Below are 14,984 nucleotides of genomic sequence, written 5' to 3'. Positions count from 1 at the left end.
GCCTGTGCCGTGCCCCGGACACCGCCCCCATTCAATCGGAAAAAATACTGCGCGGGACGGACCCGCCCACCCCAGTGGGCCGCCCCGCCATGCCAATATCAGGGCCCCGCTGGCCGCGCCAGCCCTATTTGTCAAGGAGCGCCTGCTTTGCCAACCTCGACAGCACGGCTACCCCTTCGCTACGCTGGCCCGCTTGTGGGATGCACGGCCCTACTGCTCGGTGGCATAGGCACCAGCCCCGGGGCGCTGGCGCAAAACCCACCTGAACCGACGCGGCAAACCACCTATCCGGAACAGCGGCTTGAGCAACAGCGCCAGGCACAAGAGCGCGAACAGGCCATCAACACGCCTGCTGTACGCTCCAGCGCACCGCCCGCCGCGGCCTACCCGGTGTTGCCCATCGAGCAGCCGTGCTTTCGCCTTGACCGCCTCGCGCTTAAGGTGCCTGAGCTTCTACCGGCATCCGTGCGCGCGCAAGGCGCCTCGGCGCTGCCCCAGGACCGCTTCGCATTTGCACGTCAATGGCTGGCACACTACGCGGGTCAATGCGTCGGCAAGCAGGGTTTGGACCGGATTGTCAGTGGGCTAACACAGGAGATTTTAAGCCGCGGCTACATCACAACACGGGTTATGCTGGCCGAGCAGGATCTGTCGCACGGCGAGTTGACCGTCACGCTAGTGCCAGGCGTGATTCATGCCGTGCGTTTCTCGGAGCCGACGATACGCGGCACATGGAAGTCCGCGTTTCCAGCTAGAGCCGGCGACGCGCTGAATCTGCGCGATCTTGAACAAGGCCTGGAGCAGCTCAAGCGCGTACCGAGTCAGGACGTCGACATGCGGATTGAACCCGCCCAGACGCCAGGCCAGAGTGACGTGGTGATCCAGCTGAGGCGCGCCAAGCCGTGGACGATCGTCGCAGCAGTGGACAACTCGGGGGCACGGGCGACCGGCAAGCTGCAAGGCCACGTGAGCGTCGGCGTCGATAACCCACTGGGCTTGAACGACATACTGAACGTGGGCGCCAACCATGATCTCAGTTTCGGCGACAAGCGGCTCGGCTCGCACGGCTGGAACGCTGCCTATTCGATCCCGTATGGGTACTGGACCGCATCGCTGTCCGCCAGTACCAACACCTACTACCAACAGATTGTCGGCGCGAACCACACCTTTGTCGCGAGCGGCAACAGCCAGTTCGTCGACGCGCGCGTGCATCGCACACTGGCGCGCAGCCAGGCCGGTGTGTTCGGGGTGCAGCTACGCGGCATTAAGCGCTTTGGCGCGAGCTTTATCGAAGACACCGAAATCAAACCACAACGACGTAATAATACGTTTATCGAGTTGGGCTTGACCCATCGGCATTATGTCGGCGGCGCACAGTTTGACGGCCTGCTCGCGTACCGGCATGGTTTGGGTTGGCTCGGTGCAACGCCGGCGTTGCCACGCGGCTATCCGACGTATCGACTGCGCATGGCATCGCTCGATGCGAATCTGTCCGTGCCGTTCACGCTCGCGAACCAGCCGTTGCGCTACGTCAGTGCCGCACACGGGCAGTTCACCAACGACCGGCTGTTTTATCTGGATAGCTTGACCATCGGCAGCCGCTACACGGTGCGTGGTTTCGATGGCGAGACAATGCTCGCCGGCGAGCGCGGCTTTTACTGGCGCAATGAACTGCAAGCGCCCATCGCGCACACCGGGCAGCACGCTTATGCGGCGCTCGATTATGGCCAAGTCTTCGGTCCACTGACACGAGGCCAAGACGGCACGCGGCTCGTTGGCACGGCCCTTGGGCTGCGTGGCACGGTGCCTACGCGCTTGGCCACTTACACGTACGAGTTGTTCGCTGGCACGCCCCTGTATCGTCCAACGGCGTTATCGACGGCCCGCGTCACAGTCGGCTTTCGACTGAGCGCGCAGCTGTGAGCAGGCACACGTCATTGCTCTCTATCCATTTTCCCGCCTTTTCGAGGAAGTCCTATGCGCATCCGAACGAGTCATGTCGTGTTGTTTTTAGCTTTAGCGCTGTCCTTAACCTCTCATACCGCATTTGCAGCGGATCTAGCTGCGCATACTGTTGTTAGGCTGTTTATAGACGCATGCATACCCAACATGGGAAAACCAGAGGATGTGCGAAAGTGGGCAGAAAAAATGCATTTGCGTGAAATCACCGATCCTATCCCGTTGTATGTTTTCGTCGGAGAGGGAAAGAAAGGAAAGGCCGGGGCCGTGCCAACTCGCTACGGAAATTTCGCGCTCGCTATACGCGGACAGACGCAAGCATGCGCTGTCTATGCGCAAGCAGCTAAGGCGGACGAAGTTGAGTCCATGTTCAGAAAGATAGTCGAAGGCAGCAAACGACCCGGGATGAATTTTGACGTGTTAGAAGATAAAACCTTGGAGGAGCCAACTGGAAACACACGTGTACTTGTGTATGAATTGTCTGCAATCGGCGCTTCGACCGGCTTTGTATTTATCATGCTGACTACCGAACATCCGGATGGCGCATTTCAAGCCTCTCTCCGGGTGGCCGCAGCCAACGTCGCTTCTTCATCAAATTAACGGGCACACGTTGGTTGAATCGTTGGAACAAGCGGCGATCCTGAGCGATGTGCAACCGCAGATCGCTGTTGTCGATCACGGCTACAAGGGCGTAGTGATCGACGGCGTAAAGGTTCATCATCCGGGCTTGCGACGCGGTATCACGCGAGATTTACGCGCAATGATCCGACATCGCAGCGCGATCGAGCCGTCCATCGTACACATAAAGTCAGACGGCAAGCTCGATCGCAACTGGTTCAAGGGTACGCTGGGCGATGCGATTCATGCGGTGCTGTGCGGCGCCGGCTACAACCTGCGGATGATCCTGCGCAAGCTGTGGCTTTTTTTGCGCCCTGATGCTCGTCGCTTTGCTCAGCTTCAAAACCACCGCACCGTCAGCGGCCTGAGTTCATCGGAGGCCAAAACGAATTGTTTAGGGCGGACTACGTAATGAGTGTGACGGTCTCAAGCATGATCGGTATGCGAGCCGATTGATGTTGCCAGTATGCACCGAACCAGCGCTGCCTTAACAAAATTGCGACTCATTGTCACTAACGAGTCCAGTAAATGCGACAGATCAGCCAGCCGCTGCTAACCTCCTCTCCTCGACTTGCGATGCAACCCTTATCTGCCCACTACAGGGCAGCCTTCGCTTTTTCCGCACTCCCATCGCCGTCTAACATCGGCGGTGAAACAACGAACTGCCCGACTTTCGTGTCGCACGAGACGCATAACGTATAAACGCGTTGAAACCCCCAGTATATTCGTATATACTTGTTTATACAATGATAGAAGGAGTGACATCATGGCAAAAACCGCGACGCTCACGATCCAACAGTGGGGGAACAGCCTAGCTGTGCGCATTCCCGCTGCGGTTGCACGCTCAGCGCATTTCCAGGTTGGCCAGAAGGTGGAGGTGACGACGGATGAAGTTGGTGTAACAGTGAAGCCGGTGGGTCCGCGTAAGCTTACGCTCGCGGAGAAACTGGCGCGGTTTGATCCAATAAAGCACGGCGGTGAAGCGATGGCAACAAGCCGCGTTGGTGCGGAGGTGTTTTAATGACAGGTGCTTTGTGGGTGCCTGACCGACGTGACATTATCTGGATTGACTGCAATCCGCAGGTCGGTCGTGAAATGAAGAATTTGCATCCGATGCTGGTCTTGTCACCGAAACCGTTCAACGAGCGAACCGGCATTGTCATCGGGCTTCCGATGACAACTGCCGACTTCAATGACACCAATCCGTTTGCTATCAAGTTTCAGGGGCCGAAAAACGTCACGAGCTACGTGCTTGGACACCAGCCCAAGTCATTTGACTGGCGAACACGGGGAGCAAAGGCACATCCGTGGAAGCGCGTGCCGGATGATGTGTTCGCAGCCGCATGCGAACAATTAAACCAAATTATTGCGATTGGCGATTAAGAAAACGGAAAAAGACAGTCATGGATTATGCTAGGCGTGCGAGCACTGGTCGGGCTTAAAAGTTGACTGTTTAGCAGCGCACACAGAAACGCAGCCGGCGCACGGCATTTGAACCACGCGCTCGCATACACGAGCAGCGCAAAGCTTACCGCCCACCAAGCCAATCAGTCCCACACACTCACCCGCGCGGATGATGTATCGCATGCAGCGCCTTGAGGCGCTCACGTGCAACATGAGTGTAAATCTGGGTCGTCGAAATATCGCTGTGGCCAAGCAGCATCTGCACCACGCGCAGGTCCGCGCCATGATTGAGCAGATGCGTCGCAAACGCATGCCGCAACGTATGCGGCGACAGCGGCACGTGAATGTCAGCGCGCAACGCATATCGCTTGATGAGGTTCCAAAATTGCTGACGCGTCATCGCGCCGCCGCGCGCTGTCACGAACAGCGCGTCGGCGCCGCGCCCCCCAAGGAGCACCGCGCGCGCCTCGCGCAGGTAGCGCTCCAGCCAGCCTCGCGCCTCGTCGCCAAACGGCACCAAGCGCTCTTTTGCACCCTTGCCCATCACGCGCACCACACCCTCGTTCAACCCCACCTCGACCGTCTTGAGCATAACTAACTCTGAGACACGCAACCCGCTCGCGTACATCAACTCAAGCATCGCACGGTCGCGCAATCCAAGTGGCGTGTCCAGATCCGGCGCACCTAGCAATGCTTCGACCTGCGCTTCATTGAGGGTGGACGGAAAACGGGGCGGCTGCCGGGCCGAACGGATGCGCAGCGTCGGATCAGCCGCGACGCGATGCTCGCGTAACGCCCATGCGAAGTAGCGCCGAAACACCGACAAGCGCCGGTTCGCGGAACTGGCCTTGCCATCGCTGCGCACCGCCAGGTAGCCATTCAGGTCCGACTCGCGCGTCGCATCGAGTGTGCGCTCGTGCGTCGCCGCGAGCCAGTCGCAATACAGCGATAAGTCGCGCCGATACGCATCCAGCGTATTGCGGGATAACCCATGCTCGAGCCATAGCGCGTCGCAGAACGCATCGATCGCCTGCGCGCTCGTGTTGCGATACGCGCTCAACTGTTCGACTTGCACGTCGCTCATGCGTACAACTCACCCTGCTGAGGCACCCGGATGCCTTCATGGCGCAGCAGCCAACACTTGACGTCACGAAAAAACCCCTTGCCCGCATGATGCGCAAAGCCACCGAGGTCGTTTGCTGCCACGACGCGATGACATGGAACGACCAGTGGCGCGGGGTTGGACCCGCATGCCTGTCCGACGGCACGCGGCACCGCGCCGATCGACGCCGCCAGTTGCCCATAGGTCCAAACGGTGCCGGGTGCAATGCGACAGATACCGTCCCATACCCGGCGCTGGAACGTGGTGCCGGCGAGCGACAGCGGCAAGTCAAACACCGTGTCGGCCCGTTCGAAATAGGCCATGATCTGCGCTGCCGCCCGCCGGGCCAGCGCATTGTCCGGTATGCACAGCGGAGTCGTGCCGGGCAGGTAAACAATTTCATGAACGAACCGGTCGTCGCTGCGGATACCGACCCGTCCGAATGGTGCATCGATCACGGCATTGAACATGCCAATTCTCCTGGGGACGCGCGCGGCGGTACGCGGCACGGACGGTCGATTTTACGTCCGAATCGTGTCTACGGCATCACGACGCGGCATCCGCGACGGCCAGCAGATGGGCAATGGCTACCCGTAGCCCAGCGCCCAGCGCACATGCTCGCGCACCAGCGCAGACGGGTCGTCTTCACGCTTGCGCAACGCTGCCAGCACAGCATCACGCCCTGCCGCGCCGCCACCGGCGCGCAGCGCGTTGCCGAGTCCAACCGCGAGATTACGCAGCCAGCGTTCGTAGCCGATCCGGCGGATCGCGCTGCCCGCCAGGCGCGTGTCGAAATCCTGCTCGCTCCAGCCGAACAATTCGATCAGTTGCGCGCCATCCAGCCCATTGCGTACATCGAAGTCCGCGCACCCGCTCGGCTGCGCAAACTTGTTCCATGGACACACAAGCTGGCAATCATCGCATCCATACACGCGGTTGCCAATCGCCTCGCGCAGCTCGACCGGAATGCTGCCGCGCAACTCGATCGTCAGGTACGAGATGCACTTGCGCGCATCGAGCCTATACGGCGCCACGATGGCGCCCGTCGGGCACGCGTCGATACAGCGCGTGCAGGCGCCGCAATGCGCGCCCGCGTGTTGCGGCGCGCGCGACGGCTGGCTTTGCGCATCGGTGGGCAACGGCACGTCAACGAAGATCTCGCCGAGAAAAAATAACGAACCGGCGTCGCGATCGAGCAGCAACGTGTGCTTGCCGCGCCATCCGAGTCCGGCCTTTTGCGCAAGTTCGACCTCCAACACCGGCGCCGAGTCGGTGAACACCCGGTAGCCAAGCGGGCCGATGGCGGTTTCGATCCGCTCGGCTAATCGCTGCAGGCGCTGGCGCATCACTTTATGGTAATCGCGACCGCGCGCATAAATCGAGACCACCGCAGCGCTCGGATCGGCCAGCCGCGCATGCTCGCGCGCGCGCCATGACGCCGGCGTCCCGGCGGGCAGATACGGCATCCGTGCGCTGATGACCCGTTGCGTCCCGGGCACAAGTTCGGCCGGCCGCGCACGCTTCATGCCGTGTTTGGCCATATAATCCATCTCGCCGTGATAACCTGCGTCGATCCACGCGGCGAGCGCCGCTTCAGCATGGGACAAATCGGTATCGCAAATACCGATTGCGCTGAAGCCCAGTTCGCGCGCCCATTCGCGCACACGCCGCGCCAGCGACGCAAGTTCGGCGTCGGTGAGCGTCGTGCGGCGAATTTCAGTATCCGGCGATTGTTTCATCATTTCTATTGTACGCAATGCCAGATGCACAAGCCTCGCCTCGTCCGTTGACAGAACGCGTGTTCGTGCTGCCGGACGAGCACGCGGCTAACGCGTTTGGCGCAACGTTGGCCGCGGCGATCACGGCGGCGATGCGTGCCGCGCCCGCGCATGGCATGCAAGTGCACTTGGTTGGCGACCTCGGCGCCGGCAAAACAACGCTAGTGCGCGCGATACTGCGCGCGCTCGGGCACACGCAACGCGTGCGCAGCCCAACCTATACGCTTGTCGAACCCTACACGATCGAGAATGTCGACGGCGCGCCGCTGTCGATCTATCACTTCGACTTGTACCGCTTTGCGGATCCGGCGGAATGGGAGGATGCTGGTTTTCGCGAGTACTTCGGCACTGGGGCGCTGTGCCTGGTCGAGTGGCCGCAGCGCGCCGGCGACGTGCTTGGCATACCCGACCTGCAGATCGACCTCGAAGTCCAAGGCGAAGGCCGCAAGCTGACTGTGCGTGCCTATAGCGAAACCGGAAAAGAGTGCGTTGCCCGATGCTGATCAAACCGTTCCGTTCGATTGAATCCGCGGCCACCGCATCGCATTGCTGGCGACGCCGGCAGATCCTGCGCGCGGGCGCCTCGACGCTGTTGCTGGGCCTGGCCGCACCGCGCATCGCGCACGCGGCCGCGGTGCTGGGCGTGCGCGTGTGGCCGGCGCGTGACTATACGCGCGTGACGATCGAGTCGGACCAACCGCTGCAGAACTCGCAAAAACTGCTACAGGAACCGGACCGACTCGTCGTCGATCTCGATGGACTGGAACTGGACCAAACGCTCAAGGACCTGGTCGCAAAAATCACGCCCAACGACCCACAGATCCAATCGGTACGCGTGGGCCAGTTCCAGCCGCACGTGGTCCGAATGGTGTTCGACCTGAAGGGGTCAGTCAAGCCGCAGGTGTTCGCGCTCACCCCGGTCGGCTCGTACAAGTACCGGCTCGTGTTCGACCTGTATCCGGCAGTGCCGCCCGATCCGCTGATGGAGTTGCTCGCGCAGACGCAACGCAAGGAAGAAGCGCTCGAGCAACGCTCGGTCCCGGGCGCGACGCTGTCGGGCCCGGCGCTCGCGATGCCGTCGCCGTCCGACGGCGCCCCGGGGCGCGACGCGCTGGCCGGCATCGCACCGCCGACCAGCGGACGCGGCCATGCGAGCGACAACAGCGATGCGTTCTTCCAGCGCTTTGCGCAGGCTGATGCGGTGCCGCCACAGAGCGCCCCATCGGCCAAGCCTGCCCGACCGCCGTCGGCACCGCCGCAGCCCAACCACAATGCCGATAGGGGCGCGTTGGCGGCGCGCCGCGACAACGACGGCTACGGCTTCAAAGTGCCGCCGGGCAAGGCCGGCACGGTTCGCCTGCTGACCGTAGCCATCGACCCCGGACACGGCGGTGAGGACCCGGGCGCGATCGGCGGCGCCGGCACCTATGAGAAGCACGTCGCGCTGGACATCGGCAAGCGGCTGCGCGCGAAAATCGACGCGCAGCCGAACATGCGGGCGATGATGACGCGCGACGCGGACTTTTTCGTGCCACTCGCGGTGCGTGTACAAAAGGCGCGGCGTGTCGGCGCTGACCTGTTCGTGTCGATTCACGCGGACGCGTTCACTTCGCCGCAGGCGCGCGGCTCGTCGGTGTTCGCGCTATCCGAGCGCGGCGCAACCAGTGCCGCGGCGCGCTGGATAGCGCAAAAGGAGAACGCTTCCGATCAGATAGGCGGCGTGGATTTCAAGAGTCGGGATGTGACATTGACGCGGGCGCTGTTCGATATGTCAACGACCGCGCAGATCCGCGACTCGCTGAAGTACGGCAATTACGTACTCAAGGAAATCGGTGGCATCAACAAACTGCATAAGGCCAGCGTCGAGCAAGCGGGCTTTGCGGTGCTCAAAGCGCCGGACATTCCATCGATCCTCGTAGAAACCGCGTTCCTCAGCAATCCGGACGAGGAGCAGCGGCTGAACTCCGAAGCGTACCGCGATCAGATGGCTACTGCGATCCTGAAGGGCATCAAGCGCTACTTCGCCGCGAATCCGCCGCTCTCGAAGAACCGGATGGCGTAATGCGTCAGCGCGCCTACAGCTAGCCGGCTCGGCGCCGGCGCAACATCTTCCAGCCCGCGCCCAGCGCCACCGGCACGATCGCCGTGGCCACGCCGACCAGTACGATCGTATTCAGATGATCACGGATGAACGGAATATTGCCGAACAAGTAGCCGCATACCGTGAGCAACACGACCCACAGCAGCGCGCCTAGCACGTTGTATAGCTGGAAACGCCCCGGGCTCATGCCGGATACGCCGGCCACGAACGGTGCAAACGTGCGCACCACCGGTACAAAGCGCGCGAGCACGATCGTCTTGCCGCCGTGGCGTTCATAGAATTGATGCGTCTTCAGCAGCGCGGCGCGATCCAAGAAGCGCTCGCCGAACTTCCAGTGCGCATCGAAGACTTTTGGCCCGATATAGCCACCGATCAGATAGTTGACCGTGTTTCCGCCAACCGCGGCCACCAGCAACAGCACGTTCAGCAGTAGCAGGTCCATTGATCCGGAAGCGCTGAACGCACCGCCGATGAACAGCAGCGAATCGCCCGGCAGGAACGGCAACACGACCAAACCGGTTTCGCAGAACACGATCAGGAACAGCACGACGTACACCCAAGCGCCGTACTGCTGGATGAAGTCGCCCAAAAATTTGTCAATATGCAGGACAAGGCTGAGAAATTGCAGGAAGGTATCCAAAAGGCGTCCTTGAAACCACGAAAATTGGCGTGGATGATACCGGAATACTCGGTCTGCTCCGATGAAACCGTCCGGTCGCCAGCGCACCCAACCCCGTCACGACGGGGCAGCGGTGTCTCGCTATAATAGATGAATGTCACAGTCTATTGAGCCGGGCATGTCCGACGCGGCACGCCCATCCGTTGACGGCGAATCGCCACCGGCGACGCCATCCTCCCCTGCCACCGATTCGTCACCCGCCACTGATCCGGCCCCCGCTGCCGATCCGCCCTCCGTCGCTGATCCGGCTCCCACCGATGGACCTACCGTGCAGCGGCATGGCAGGCCGACGCGCGCCATCCAGCCATTGCCGGATCAATTGATCAGCCAAATTGCGGCGGGCGAGGTCGTCGAGCGGCCGGCATCGGTCGTCAAAGAGTTGATCGAGAATGCGCTGGACGCCGGCGCGACAGCGCTGCGCATCACGCTGGACGAAGGCGGCGTCAAACGCATCATGATCGCAGACGACGGCTGCGGCATCGCAGCCAACGAATTACCGCTGGCGTTGATGCGCCACGCCACCAGCAAGGTTCGCTCGCTGGCGGAGCTTGAGAGCGTCTGCACATTGGGCTTCCGTGGCGAGGCGCTCGCGTCGATTGCATCGGTCGCGCAGACCAGCATCACGAGCCGCACCGCCGACGCGCCGCACGCCACCCGCATCGATGCGCAGACCGGCGCGCTATCGCCGGCCGCCGGCGGCGTAGGCACGACAATTGAGGTGCGCGATCTGTACTTCAGCACCCCTGCGCGCCGCAAGTTCCTCAAGAGCGAGCAGACCGAACTTGGGCACTGCCTGGAGGTGATCCGGCGCGCCGCGCTATCGCGCCCGGATGTCGTATTCTCGGTGCTGCACAACGGCCGCGCCGTCGAACACTGGAACGCGGCCAGCGCCGCCGCGCGCACCGCAAAAATCCTAGGCGAGGCATTCGCGACGTCGCATCTACCGCTCGAGGAAGCGGCCGGCCCGATCGCGATCTATGGTTTCTCCGGCCTGCCGACCGCGAGCCGCAACCGCGCCGACCAGCAATATTTCTTCGTCAACGGCCGCTTCGTGCGCGACAAGCTGCTCGCGCATGCGGTGCGTGCCGCCTACGAGGACGTGCTGCACGGTGACCGCTATCCGGCCTACGTACTGTTCCTCGACCTGCCACCCGAAGGCGTTGATGTCAACGTTCACCCGTCCAAGATCGAGGTACGCTTTCGTGACTCGCGCTCGATCCATCAGTTTGTCTTCCATGCGGTGCAGCGCGCGCTGGCTCGGCACGCCGGCGCCTCGCCCGACACGACCACGGGTGGCCACGCGGCGCGCCTGACACCTGCCGTGCCGGACACGGCGGGCCCGGGGGCCGGAGGCGGCGGTGTGGGCGCGGGCTCGCAGGCCGAATCCAATGCCGTATCAGCAGCGTTGTCCGGCGTGGCGTCGCCACAGGGCGGGGGGCAGTCCGCCGGGCTTCGCCGTGGCGGGCCTGCCGCGACACCGGGATCCCCGAGCTGGATATCGCATACGCGGATGCGCCAGGGCGTGCTACCGGTCGCCCAACCGCTGGCCGTCTACGATGCGTTGTTCGGCCGGCGCGATGGGGCCGCAGCCTCTTTGTTGCCCGTACACGGTGACGCCTCTTCCGCGCCTTCGCCGGCACCCGGCTCGGTAGCGGACCAACCATCGTCGCCGACGGACACCGAAAGCATACGACCCAGCCCGTCCGCCACCGACGAGGCTGATTCTGCCTCTGCCACCAACGAGGCCCCTCCCCCCTCTCCCGCTAACGGGCCTGCGGCGGCGCCGGCACAGCCGCTTGACGAGCATCCACTGGGATTCGCGCTCGGCCAGTTGCACGGCATCTACGTGCTGGCGCAGAACACGCGCGGACTGGTGCTAGTCGACATGCACGCCGCGCATGAGCGCATCCTGTACGAGCAATTCAAGCACGCGCTCGCTCAGCGGCGCATCGCTGTACAACCGCTGCTGATCCCGGTGACAATGCAAGCCGATGCGGTCGAGATCGGCGTGGCCTGCGAGGAACGCGAGACGCTTGATGCATTGGGCTTTGACATCGCTTCGCTGTCTCCAACCACGCTGGCTATCCGGGCCGTGCCCGCGCTGCTCAAGGATGCCGACCTAGTCTCGCTGGCGCGCGCGGTGCTTGCGGACCTGCACGCGTACGGCGGCTCGCAGGTGCTGACCGAGCACCAGCATGAGCTGCTCGGCACGCTGGCGTGCCACCATGCGGTGCGCGCGAACCGGCGCCTGAGCATTGACGAGATGAATGCGCTGTTGCGGCAAATGGAAGCCACCGAGCGCGCCGATCAATGCAATCATGGTCGTCCAACCTGGTTTCAGCTCACGCTCAGCGAACTGGACCGGTTGTTCATGCGGGGCCAATAGTCGCGCCGTGGCATCCGCCCCCGTCATCGCATGCCTGCTCGGGCCGACCGCGTCTGGTAAGAGCGCCGCCGCGCTCGAACTGGCGCGCCATGCCCCGATTGAGATCGTCAGCGTCGATTCGGCGCTCGTCTACCGGCAAATGGACATCGGGACCGCCAAGCCGACCGCGGCCGAGCGCGCTGCGGTGCCCCACCATCTGATCGACATCATCGACCCGCTCGACGCCTATTCGGCCGCCCAGTTCCGCACCGACGCGCTACGCCTGTGCGCCCAGATCACCGCGCGCGGCAAATTGCCATTACTGGTGGGCGGAACCATGCTGTACTACAAAGCGCTGGTCGAGGGCTTGAACGAGTTGCCGGGCGCCGACGCGTCGATCCGGGCCGCACTCGACCAGGATGCAGCGCGCGAGGGTTGGCCCGCCCTGCACGCGAAATTGGCGCAGATCGACCCGGTATCGGCGGCGCGGATCGCGCCCAACGATTCACAGCGGATTCAGCGTGCACTGGAGGTCTGGCAGCTGACCGGTCAGCCGATGTCCACGCTGCTGCGGGCGGCGTCCCACCCGGGCGCCGATCCGAGTAGCGGTCGCCAGGCCGCAGGCGACGTCGACGCGCGCGTGACAAAGCGCGCCGGTCTGCCGCCGTCGCCCCGCTTCACTGCCGTTTCGCTGGAACCCTCCGACCGGTCGGTGCTGCACGCGCGCATTGCACGGCGCTTCGACGCGATGCTGGACGCCGGCTTGATCGACGAAGTGCAGCAATTACGTGCACGCGGCGATCTACACCCCGGATTGCCGTCGATGCGCTGCGTCGGATACCGACAGGCGTGGGCGTACCTGGACGGCGAATACGATTATGCAACGATGCGCGACAAGGGCATCTTCGCGACACGCCAGCTTTGCAAGCGGCAATTGACATGGTTGCGCTCGATGCCCGAGCGGATTGTCGTCGACTGTGTCGGCACCGACGCCGGCCCGCGTGCCGTCGACGCAGTGCGGCGGATATGGGCACCGACGTAGCAGACGCCGCGATCAGTGCGGCGGCGCCACGCCACGCCAGGGCGTCACACCACGATCGTCTGTGCCTCGCCGGCGTTGCGCTCACGCACTGTACCGAGCGTCCACACTTGTTCGCCGGCTGCCGACAGCATGCCGGCCGCCGTCTGCGCGTGCTCGGCCGCGACAATGACTACCATCCCGATTCCGCAGTTGAAGACGCGATGCATCTCCGCGTCGGCCACGCCACCGTGCTGCTGCAGCCACGCGAACAGTGGCGGCAACGGCCATGCACGGTGGTCCAGTTCCGCGCACAGCTGCTCGGGCAGCACGCGCGGCACGTTCTCGACGAGCCCGCCCCCCGTGATATGGGCGATACCCTTGACCGGGAGTTGCTGCATCAACTCGAGCACGGGCTTCACATAGATGCGCGTAGGCGCCATCAGCGCATCAGCCAGCGAGCGGCCATCGAAATCGGCTTGCAGATCCGGCGCCGCACGCTCGATGATCTTGCGCACCAGCGAATAGCCGTTCGAGTGGATACCGCTGGAGGCCAGGCCCAGCACCACATCGCCGGCGCCGATCGTGCTACCGTCGATGATCTTGCTTTTTTCGACTGCCCCGACTGCGAACCCGGCAAGGTCGTATTCGCCATCCGGATACATCCCCGGCATTTCGGCCGTCTCGCCGCCGATCAGCGCACAGCCCGCCAGCTCGCACCCGACGGCAATACCCTTGACCACGCTCGCCGCCGTCTCGACGTCGAGCTTGCCGCAGGCGAAATAGTCAAGGAAGAACAGCGGCTCGGCCCCTTGCACAAGAATATCGTTGACGCTCATGGCCACCAGATCCTGCCCGACCGTATCATGCCAGTTCAAATGGAACGCGAGCTTGAGCTTCGTGCCCACGCCGTCGGTGCCGGAGACCAGCACCGGCTCGCGGTATTTCTTCGGTACCTCGAACAGCGCGCCGAATCCACCAATGCCCGTCAGCACGCCGTCGCGCATCGTCTTTTTTGCGAACGGCTTGATGCGGTCAATGAGCGCGTCTCCCGCGTCGATGTCGACGCCCGCATCACGGTAGGACAGGCCCGGCGCCGGCGCGCCGGGAGTGGATTTCGGTTGATTCATGGCGAAAGCGCGAGAAGCTCGCGGGAAGGTCGGTAAAATTACAATTTTACCCGATGCGAGTGTGCCACCCGCACGAACTCGTCAAACTGCATTCCAGGACCCTTGCCACCCGTGCCGACCTCGTCTGCTTCCCATCGTCAACTCACACTCGACCTGGGTACACCGCCGCCAAAGACATTCGAAAACTTCTTCGCCGGTGCCCATGCCGAACTGGTCGCCCGTCTCGCCGGCCTGGACACCGCCCTCGCGGCCGGGCCGGTCGCGGACCGCACATTCTACGTGTGGGGAGACGCCGGGAGCGGGCGCAGCCACCTGCTGCAGGCGCTGGTGGCCGGCGCATCCAGCGGCCGCGCGCGCTTTGTCGCGCCACCCAGCCCGCTGTCGGCGTTCGGCTACGATCCGCGTGTCGCAATCTATGCGGTCGACGATGTCGACCAACTCGCCGACGCACAACAGATCGCGCTGTTCAACCTGTTCAACGAGGTGCGCGCCAGTCCAGGCAGCGCGCTGGTGACCACCGGCAACGCCGCGCCACTGCATCTAGCCGTGCGCGAGGATGTGCGCACGCGCCTGGGCTGGGGCCTGGTGTTCCATCTCGGCGCGCTGGCCGACGAGGACAAGGCGGCCGTGCTCAAGCAAGCCGCGCGCGAACGCGGCCTGACGTTCGCCGACGACGTGCCGACATGGCTGCTCACACACTACCGCCGCGACATGCCCAGCCTGATGCACGTCCTGGACGAGCTCGACCGTTTCGCCCTCGAGCACAAGCGCGCGGTCACGCTGCCGCTGCTGCGCGCGATGCTGGCGGGCAGCTTCAAGTAAAATGCGCT

Annotated in this window: 14 protein-coding genes and 1 pseudogene; 10 read left to right on the top strand and 5 right to left on the bottom strand. The window is 63.3% G+C overall.

The features are described from left to right. Positions 1 to 246 precede the first annotated feature (246 nt). The 5 genes and pseudogenes from B0B13_RS15100 (at position 247) to B0B13_RS15080 (ending at position 3,960) form a co-directional block, all read left to right on the top strand. Positions 247 to 1,923 carry a ShlB/FhaC/HecB family hemolysin secretion/activation protein gene (locus B0B13_RS15100; RefSeq protein ID WP_237573799.1) on the top strand — a complete coding sequence of 559 codons (1,677 nt, stop codon included), beginning with the start codon at positions 247 to 249 and terminating at the stop codon, positions 1,921 to 1,923. A gap of 54 nt (positions 1,924 to 1,977) precedes the next feature. Beyond that, complete coding sequence (locus tag B0B13_RS15095) at positions 1,978 to 2,559, top strand: NMCC_0638 family (lipo)protein (protein WP_076796974.1); 582 nt, start codon at positions 1,978 to 1,980, stop codon at positions 2,557 to 2,559. Continuing rightward, a pseudogene (locus B0B13_RS15090) lies at positions 2,558 to 2,945 on the top strand (IS5/IS1182 family transposase); the annotation flags it as partial. The gene B0B13_RS15095 and the pseudogene B0B13_RS15090, both read left to right, overlap by 2 nt. Positions 2,946 to 3,343: 398 nt before the next feature. Beyond that, a complete protein-coding gene (locus B0B13_RS15085) occupies positions 3,344 to 3,598 on the top strand; it encodes an AbrB/MazE/SpoVT family DNA-binding domain-containing protein (protein ID WP_076785413.1) in 255 nt (84 codons plus the stop codon). Beyond that, the gene (locus tag B0B13_RS15080) at positions 3,598 to 3,960 is read left to right on the top strand and encodes a type II toxin-antitoxin system PemK/MazF family toxin (protein WP_076785414.1); all 363 of its coding nucleotides are present in this window, start codon (positions 3,598 to 3,600) and stop codon (positions 3,958 to 3,960) included. The genes B0B13_RS15085 and B0B13_RS15080 overlap by 1 nt, the downstream gene beginning before the upstream one ends. A 178-nt stretch (positions 3,961 to 4,138) precedes the next feature. On the opposite strand, the gene xerD is transcribed toward B0B13_RS15080, so the two are convergent. The 3 genes from xerD to queG all read right to left on the bottom strand — a co-directional run bounded on the left by xerD (position 4,139) and on the right by queG (position 6,825). Further along, on the bottom strand, positions 4,139 to 5,065 hold the full coding sequence (xerD, locus tag B0B13_RS15075) for a site-specific tyrosine recombinase XerD (RefSeq protein ID WP_076785415.1): 927 nt from the start codon (positions 5,063 to 5,065) through the stop codon (positions 4,139 to 4,141). Further along, the gene (locus tag B0B13_RS15070; RefSeq protein WP_076796972.1) at positions 5,062 to 5,553 is read right to left on the bottom strand and encodes a methylated-DNA--[protein]-cysteine S-methyltransferase; all 492 of its coding nucleotides are present in this window, start codon (positions 5,551 to 5,553) and stop codon (positions 5,062 to 5,064) included. The genes xerD and B0B13_RS15070 overlap by 4 nt, the downstream gene beginning before the upstream one ends. Before the next feature lie 117 nt (positions 5,554 to 5,670). After that, complete coding sequence (gene queG, locus B0B13_RS15065) at positions 5,671 to 6,825, bottom strand: tRNA epoxyqueuosine(34) reductase QueG (protein ID WP_076796971.1); 1,155 nt, start codon at positions 6,823 to 6,825, stop codon at positions 5,671 to 5,673. A gap of 14 nt (positions 6,826 to 6,839) precedes the next feature. Here queG and tsaE point away from each other — a divergent pair, with 14 nt between their 5' ends. Together tsaE and B0B13_RS15055 are read left to right on the top strand one after the other, a co-directional pair. After that, a complete protein-coding gene (gene tsaE / locus B0B13_RS15060) occupies positions 6,840 to 7,364 on the top strand; it encodes a tRNA (adenosine(37)-N6)-threonylcarbamoyltransferase complex ATPase subunit type 1 TsaE (RefSeq protein ID WP_076796970.1) in 525 nt (174 codons plus the stop codon). Then, positions 7,358 to 8,923 carry an N-acetylmuramoyl-L-alanine amidase gene (locus B0B13_RS15055; RefSeq protein ID WP_076796969.1) on the top strand — a complete coding sequence of 522 codons (1,566 nt, stop codon included), beginning with the start codon at positions 7,358 to 7,360 and terminating at the stop codon, positions 8,921 to 8,923. The genes tsaE and B0B13_RS15055 overlap by 7 nt, the downstream gene beginning before the upstream one ends. Before the next feature lie 19 nt (positions 8,924 to 8,942). Here B0B13_RS15055 and B0B13_RS15050 read toward each other — a convergent pair whose 3' ends face one another. Beyond that, positions 8,943 to 9,602, bottom strand: a complete 660-nt coding sequence (locus B0B13_RS15050; RefSeq protein ID WP_076796968.1) for a VTT domain-containing protein — start codon at positions 9,600 to 9,602, stop codon at positions 8,943 to 8,945. Between the two features lie 157 nt (positions 9,603 to 9,759). On the opposite strand from B0B13_RS15050, the gene mutL reads away from it, so the two are divergent. Together mutL and miaA are read left to right on the top strand one after the other, a co-directional pair. Next, entirely contained in the window at positions 9,760 to 12,027 is a 2,268-nt protein-coding gene (gene mutL, locus B0B13_RS15045) for a DNA mismatch repair endonuclease MutL (protein WP_083703758.1), read from the top strand. 7 nt (positions 12,028 to 12,034) lie between these two features. Continuing rightward, positions 12,035 to 13,048 (top strand): tRNA (adenosine(37)-N6)-dimethylallyltransferase MiaA, encoded by a 1,014-nt coding sequence (gene miaA, locus B0B13_RS15040; protein ID WP_076796966.1) that lies wholly within the window; start codon positions 12,035 to 12,037, stop codon positions 13,046 to 13,048. A gap of 44 nt (positions 13,049 to 13,092) precedes the next feature. On the opposite strand, the gene purM is transcribed toward miaA, so the two are convergent. Next, positions 13,093 to 14,154 (bottom strand): phosphoribosylformylglycinamidine cyclo-ligase, encoded by a 1,062-nt coding sequence (purM, locus tag B0B13_RS15035; protein WP_076796965.1) that lies wholly within the window; start codon positions 14,152 to 14,154, stop codon positions 13,093 to 13,095. Between the two features lie 111 nt (positions 14,155 to 14,265). Here purM and hda point away from each other — a divergent pair, with 111 nt between their 5' ends. Next, the gene (gene hda / locus B0B13_RS15030) at positions 14,266 to 14,976 is read left to right on the top strand and encodes a DnaA regulatory inactivator Hda (protein ID WP_076796964.1); all 711 of its coding nucleotides are present in this window, start codon (positions 14,266 to 14,268) and stop codon (positions 14,974 to 14,976) included. Positions 14,977 to 14,984: the final 8 nt, after the last annotated feature.

This window comes from Burkholderia sp. b14 (assembly GCF_900156195.1).
In the GTDB taxonomy this organism is placed as follows: domain Bacteria; phylum Pseudomonadota; class Gammaproteobacteria; order Burkholderiales; family Burkholderiaceae; genus Mycetohabitans.
Note: the sequence above shows the minus strand (reverse complement) of the source record. Positions and strands in the feature narration are given on the sequence as shown.

Excerpts from the sequence above, each read along its gene's own strand:
- B0B13_RS15070 (WP_076796972.1), bottom strand. The coding sequence starts at position 5,553 with ATGTTCAATGCCGTGATCGATGCACCATTCGGACGGGTCGGTATCCGC.
- B0B13_RS15080 (WP_076785414.1), top strand. The coding sequence starts at position 3,598 with ATGACAGGTGCTTTGTGGGTGCCTGACCGACGTGACATTATCTGGATT.
- B0B13_RS15085 (WP_076785413.1), top strand. The coding sequence starts at position 3,344 with ATGGCAAAAACCGCGACGCTCACGATCCAACAGTGGGGGAACAGCCTA.
- xerD (WP_076785415.1), bottom strand. The coding sequence starts at position 5,065 with ATGAGCGACGTGCAAGTCGAACAGTTGAGCGCGTATCGCAACACGAGC.
- purM (WP_076796965.1), bottom strand. The coding sequence starts at position 14,154 with ATGAATCAACCGAAATCCACTCCCGGCGCGCCGGCGCCGGGCCTGTCC.
- B0B13_RS15095 (WP_076796974.1), top strand. The coding sequence starts at position 1,978 with ATGCGCATCCGAACGAGTCATGTCGTGTTGTTTTTAGCTTTAGCGCTG.
- queG (WP_076796971.1), bottom strand. The coding sequence starts at position 6,825 with ATGATGAAACAATCGCCGGATACTGAAATTCGCCGCACGACGCTCACC.
- B0B13_RS15055 (WP_076796969.1), top strand. The coding sequence starts at position 7,358 with ATGCTGATCAAACCGTTCCGTTCGATTGAATCCGCGGCCACCGCATCG.
- mutL (WP_083703758.1), top strand. The coding sequence starts at position 9,760 with ATGTCCGACGCGGCACGCCCATCCGTTGACGGCGAATCGCCACCGGCG.
- tsaE (WP_076796970.1), top strand. The coding sequence starts at position 6,840 with ATGCCAGATGCACAAGCCTCGCCTCGTCCGTTGACAGAACGCGTGTTC.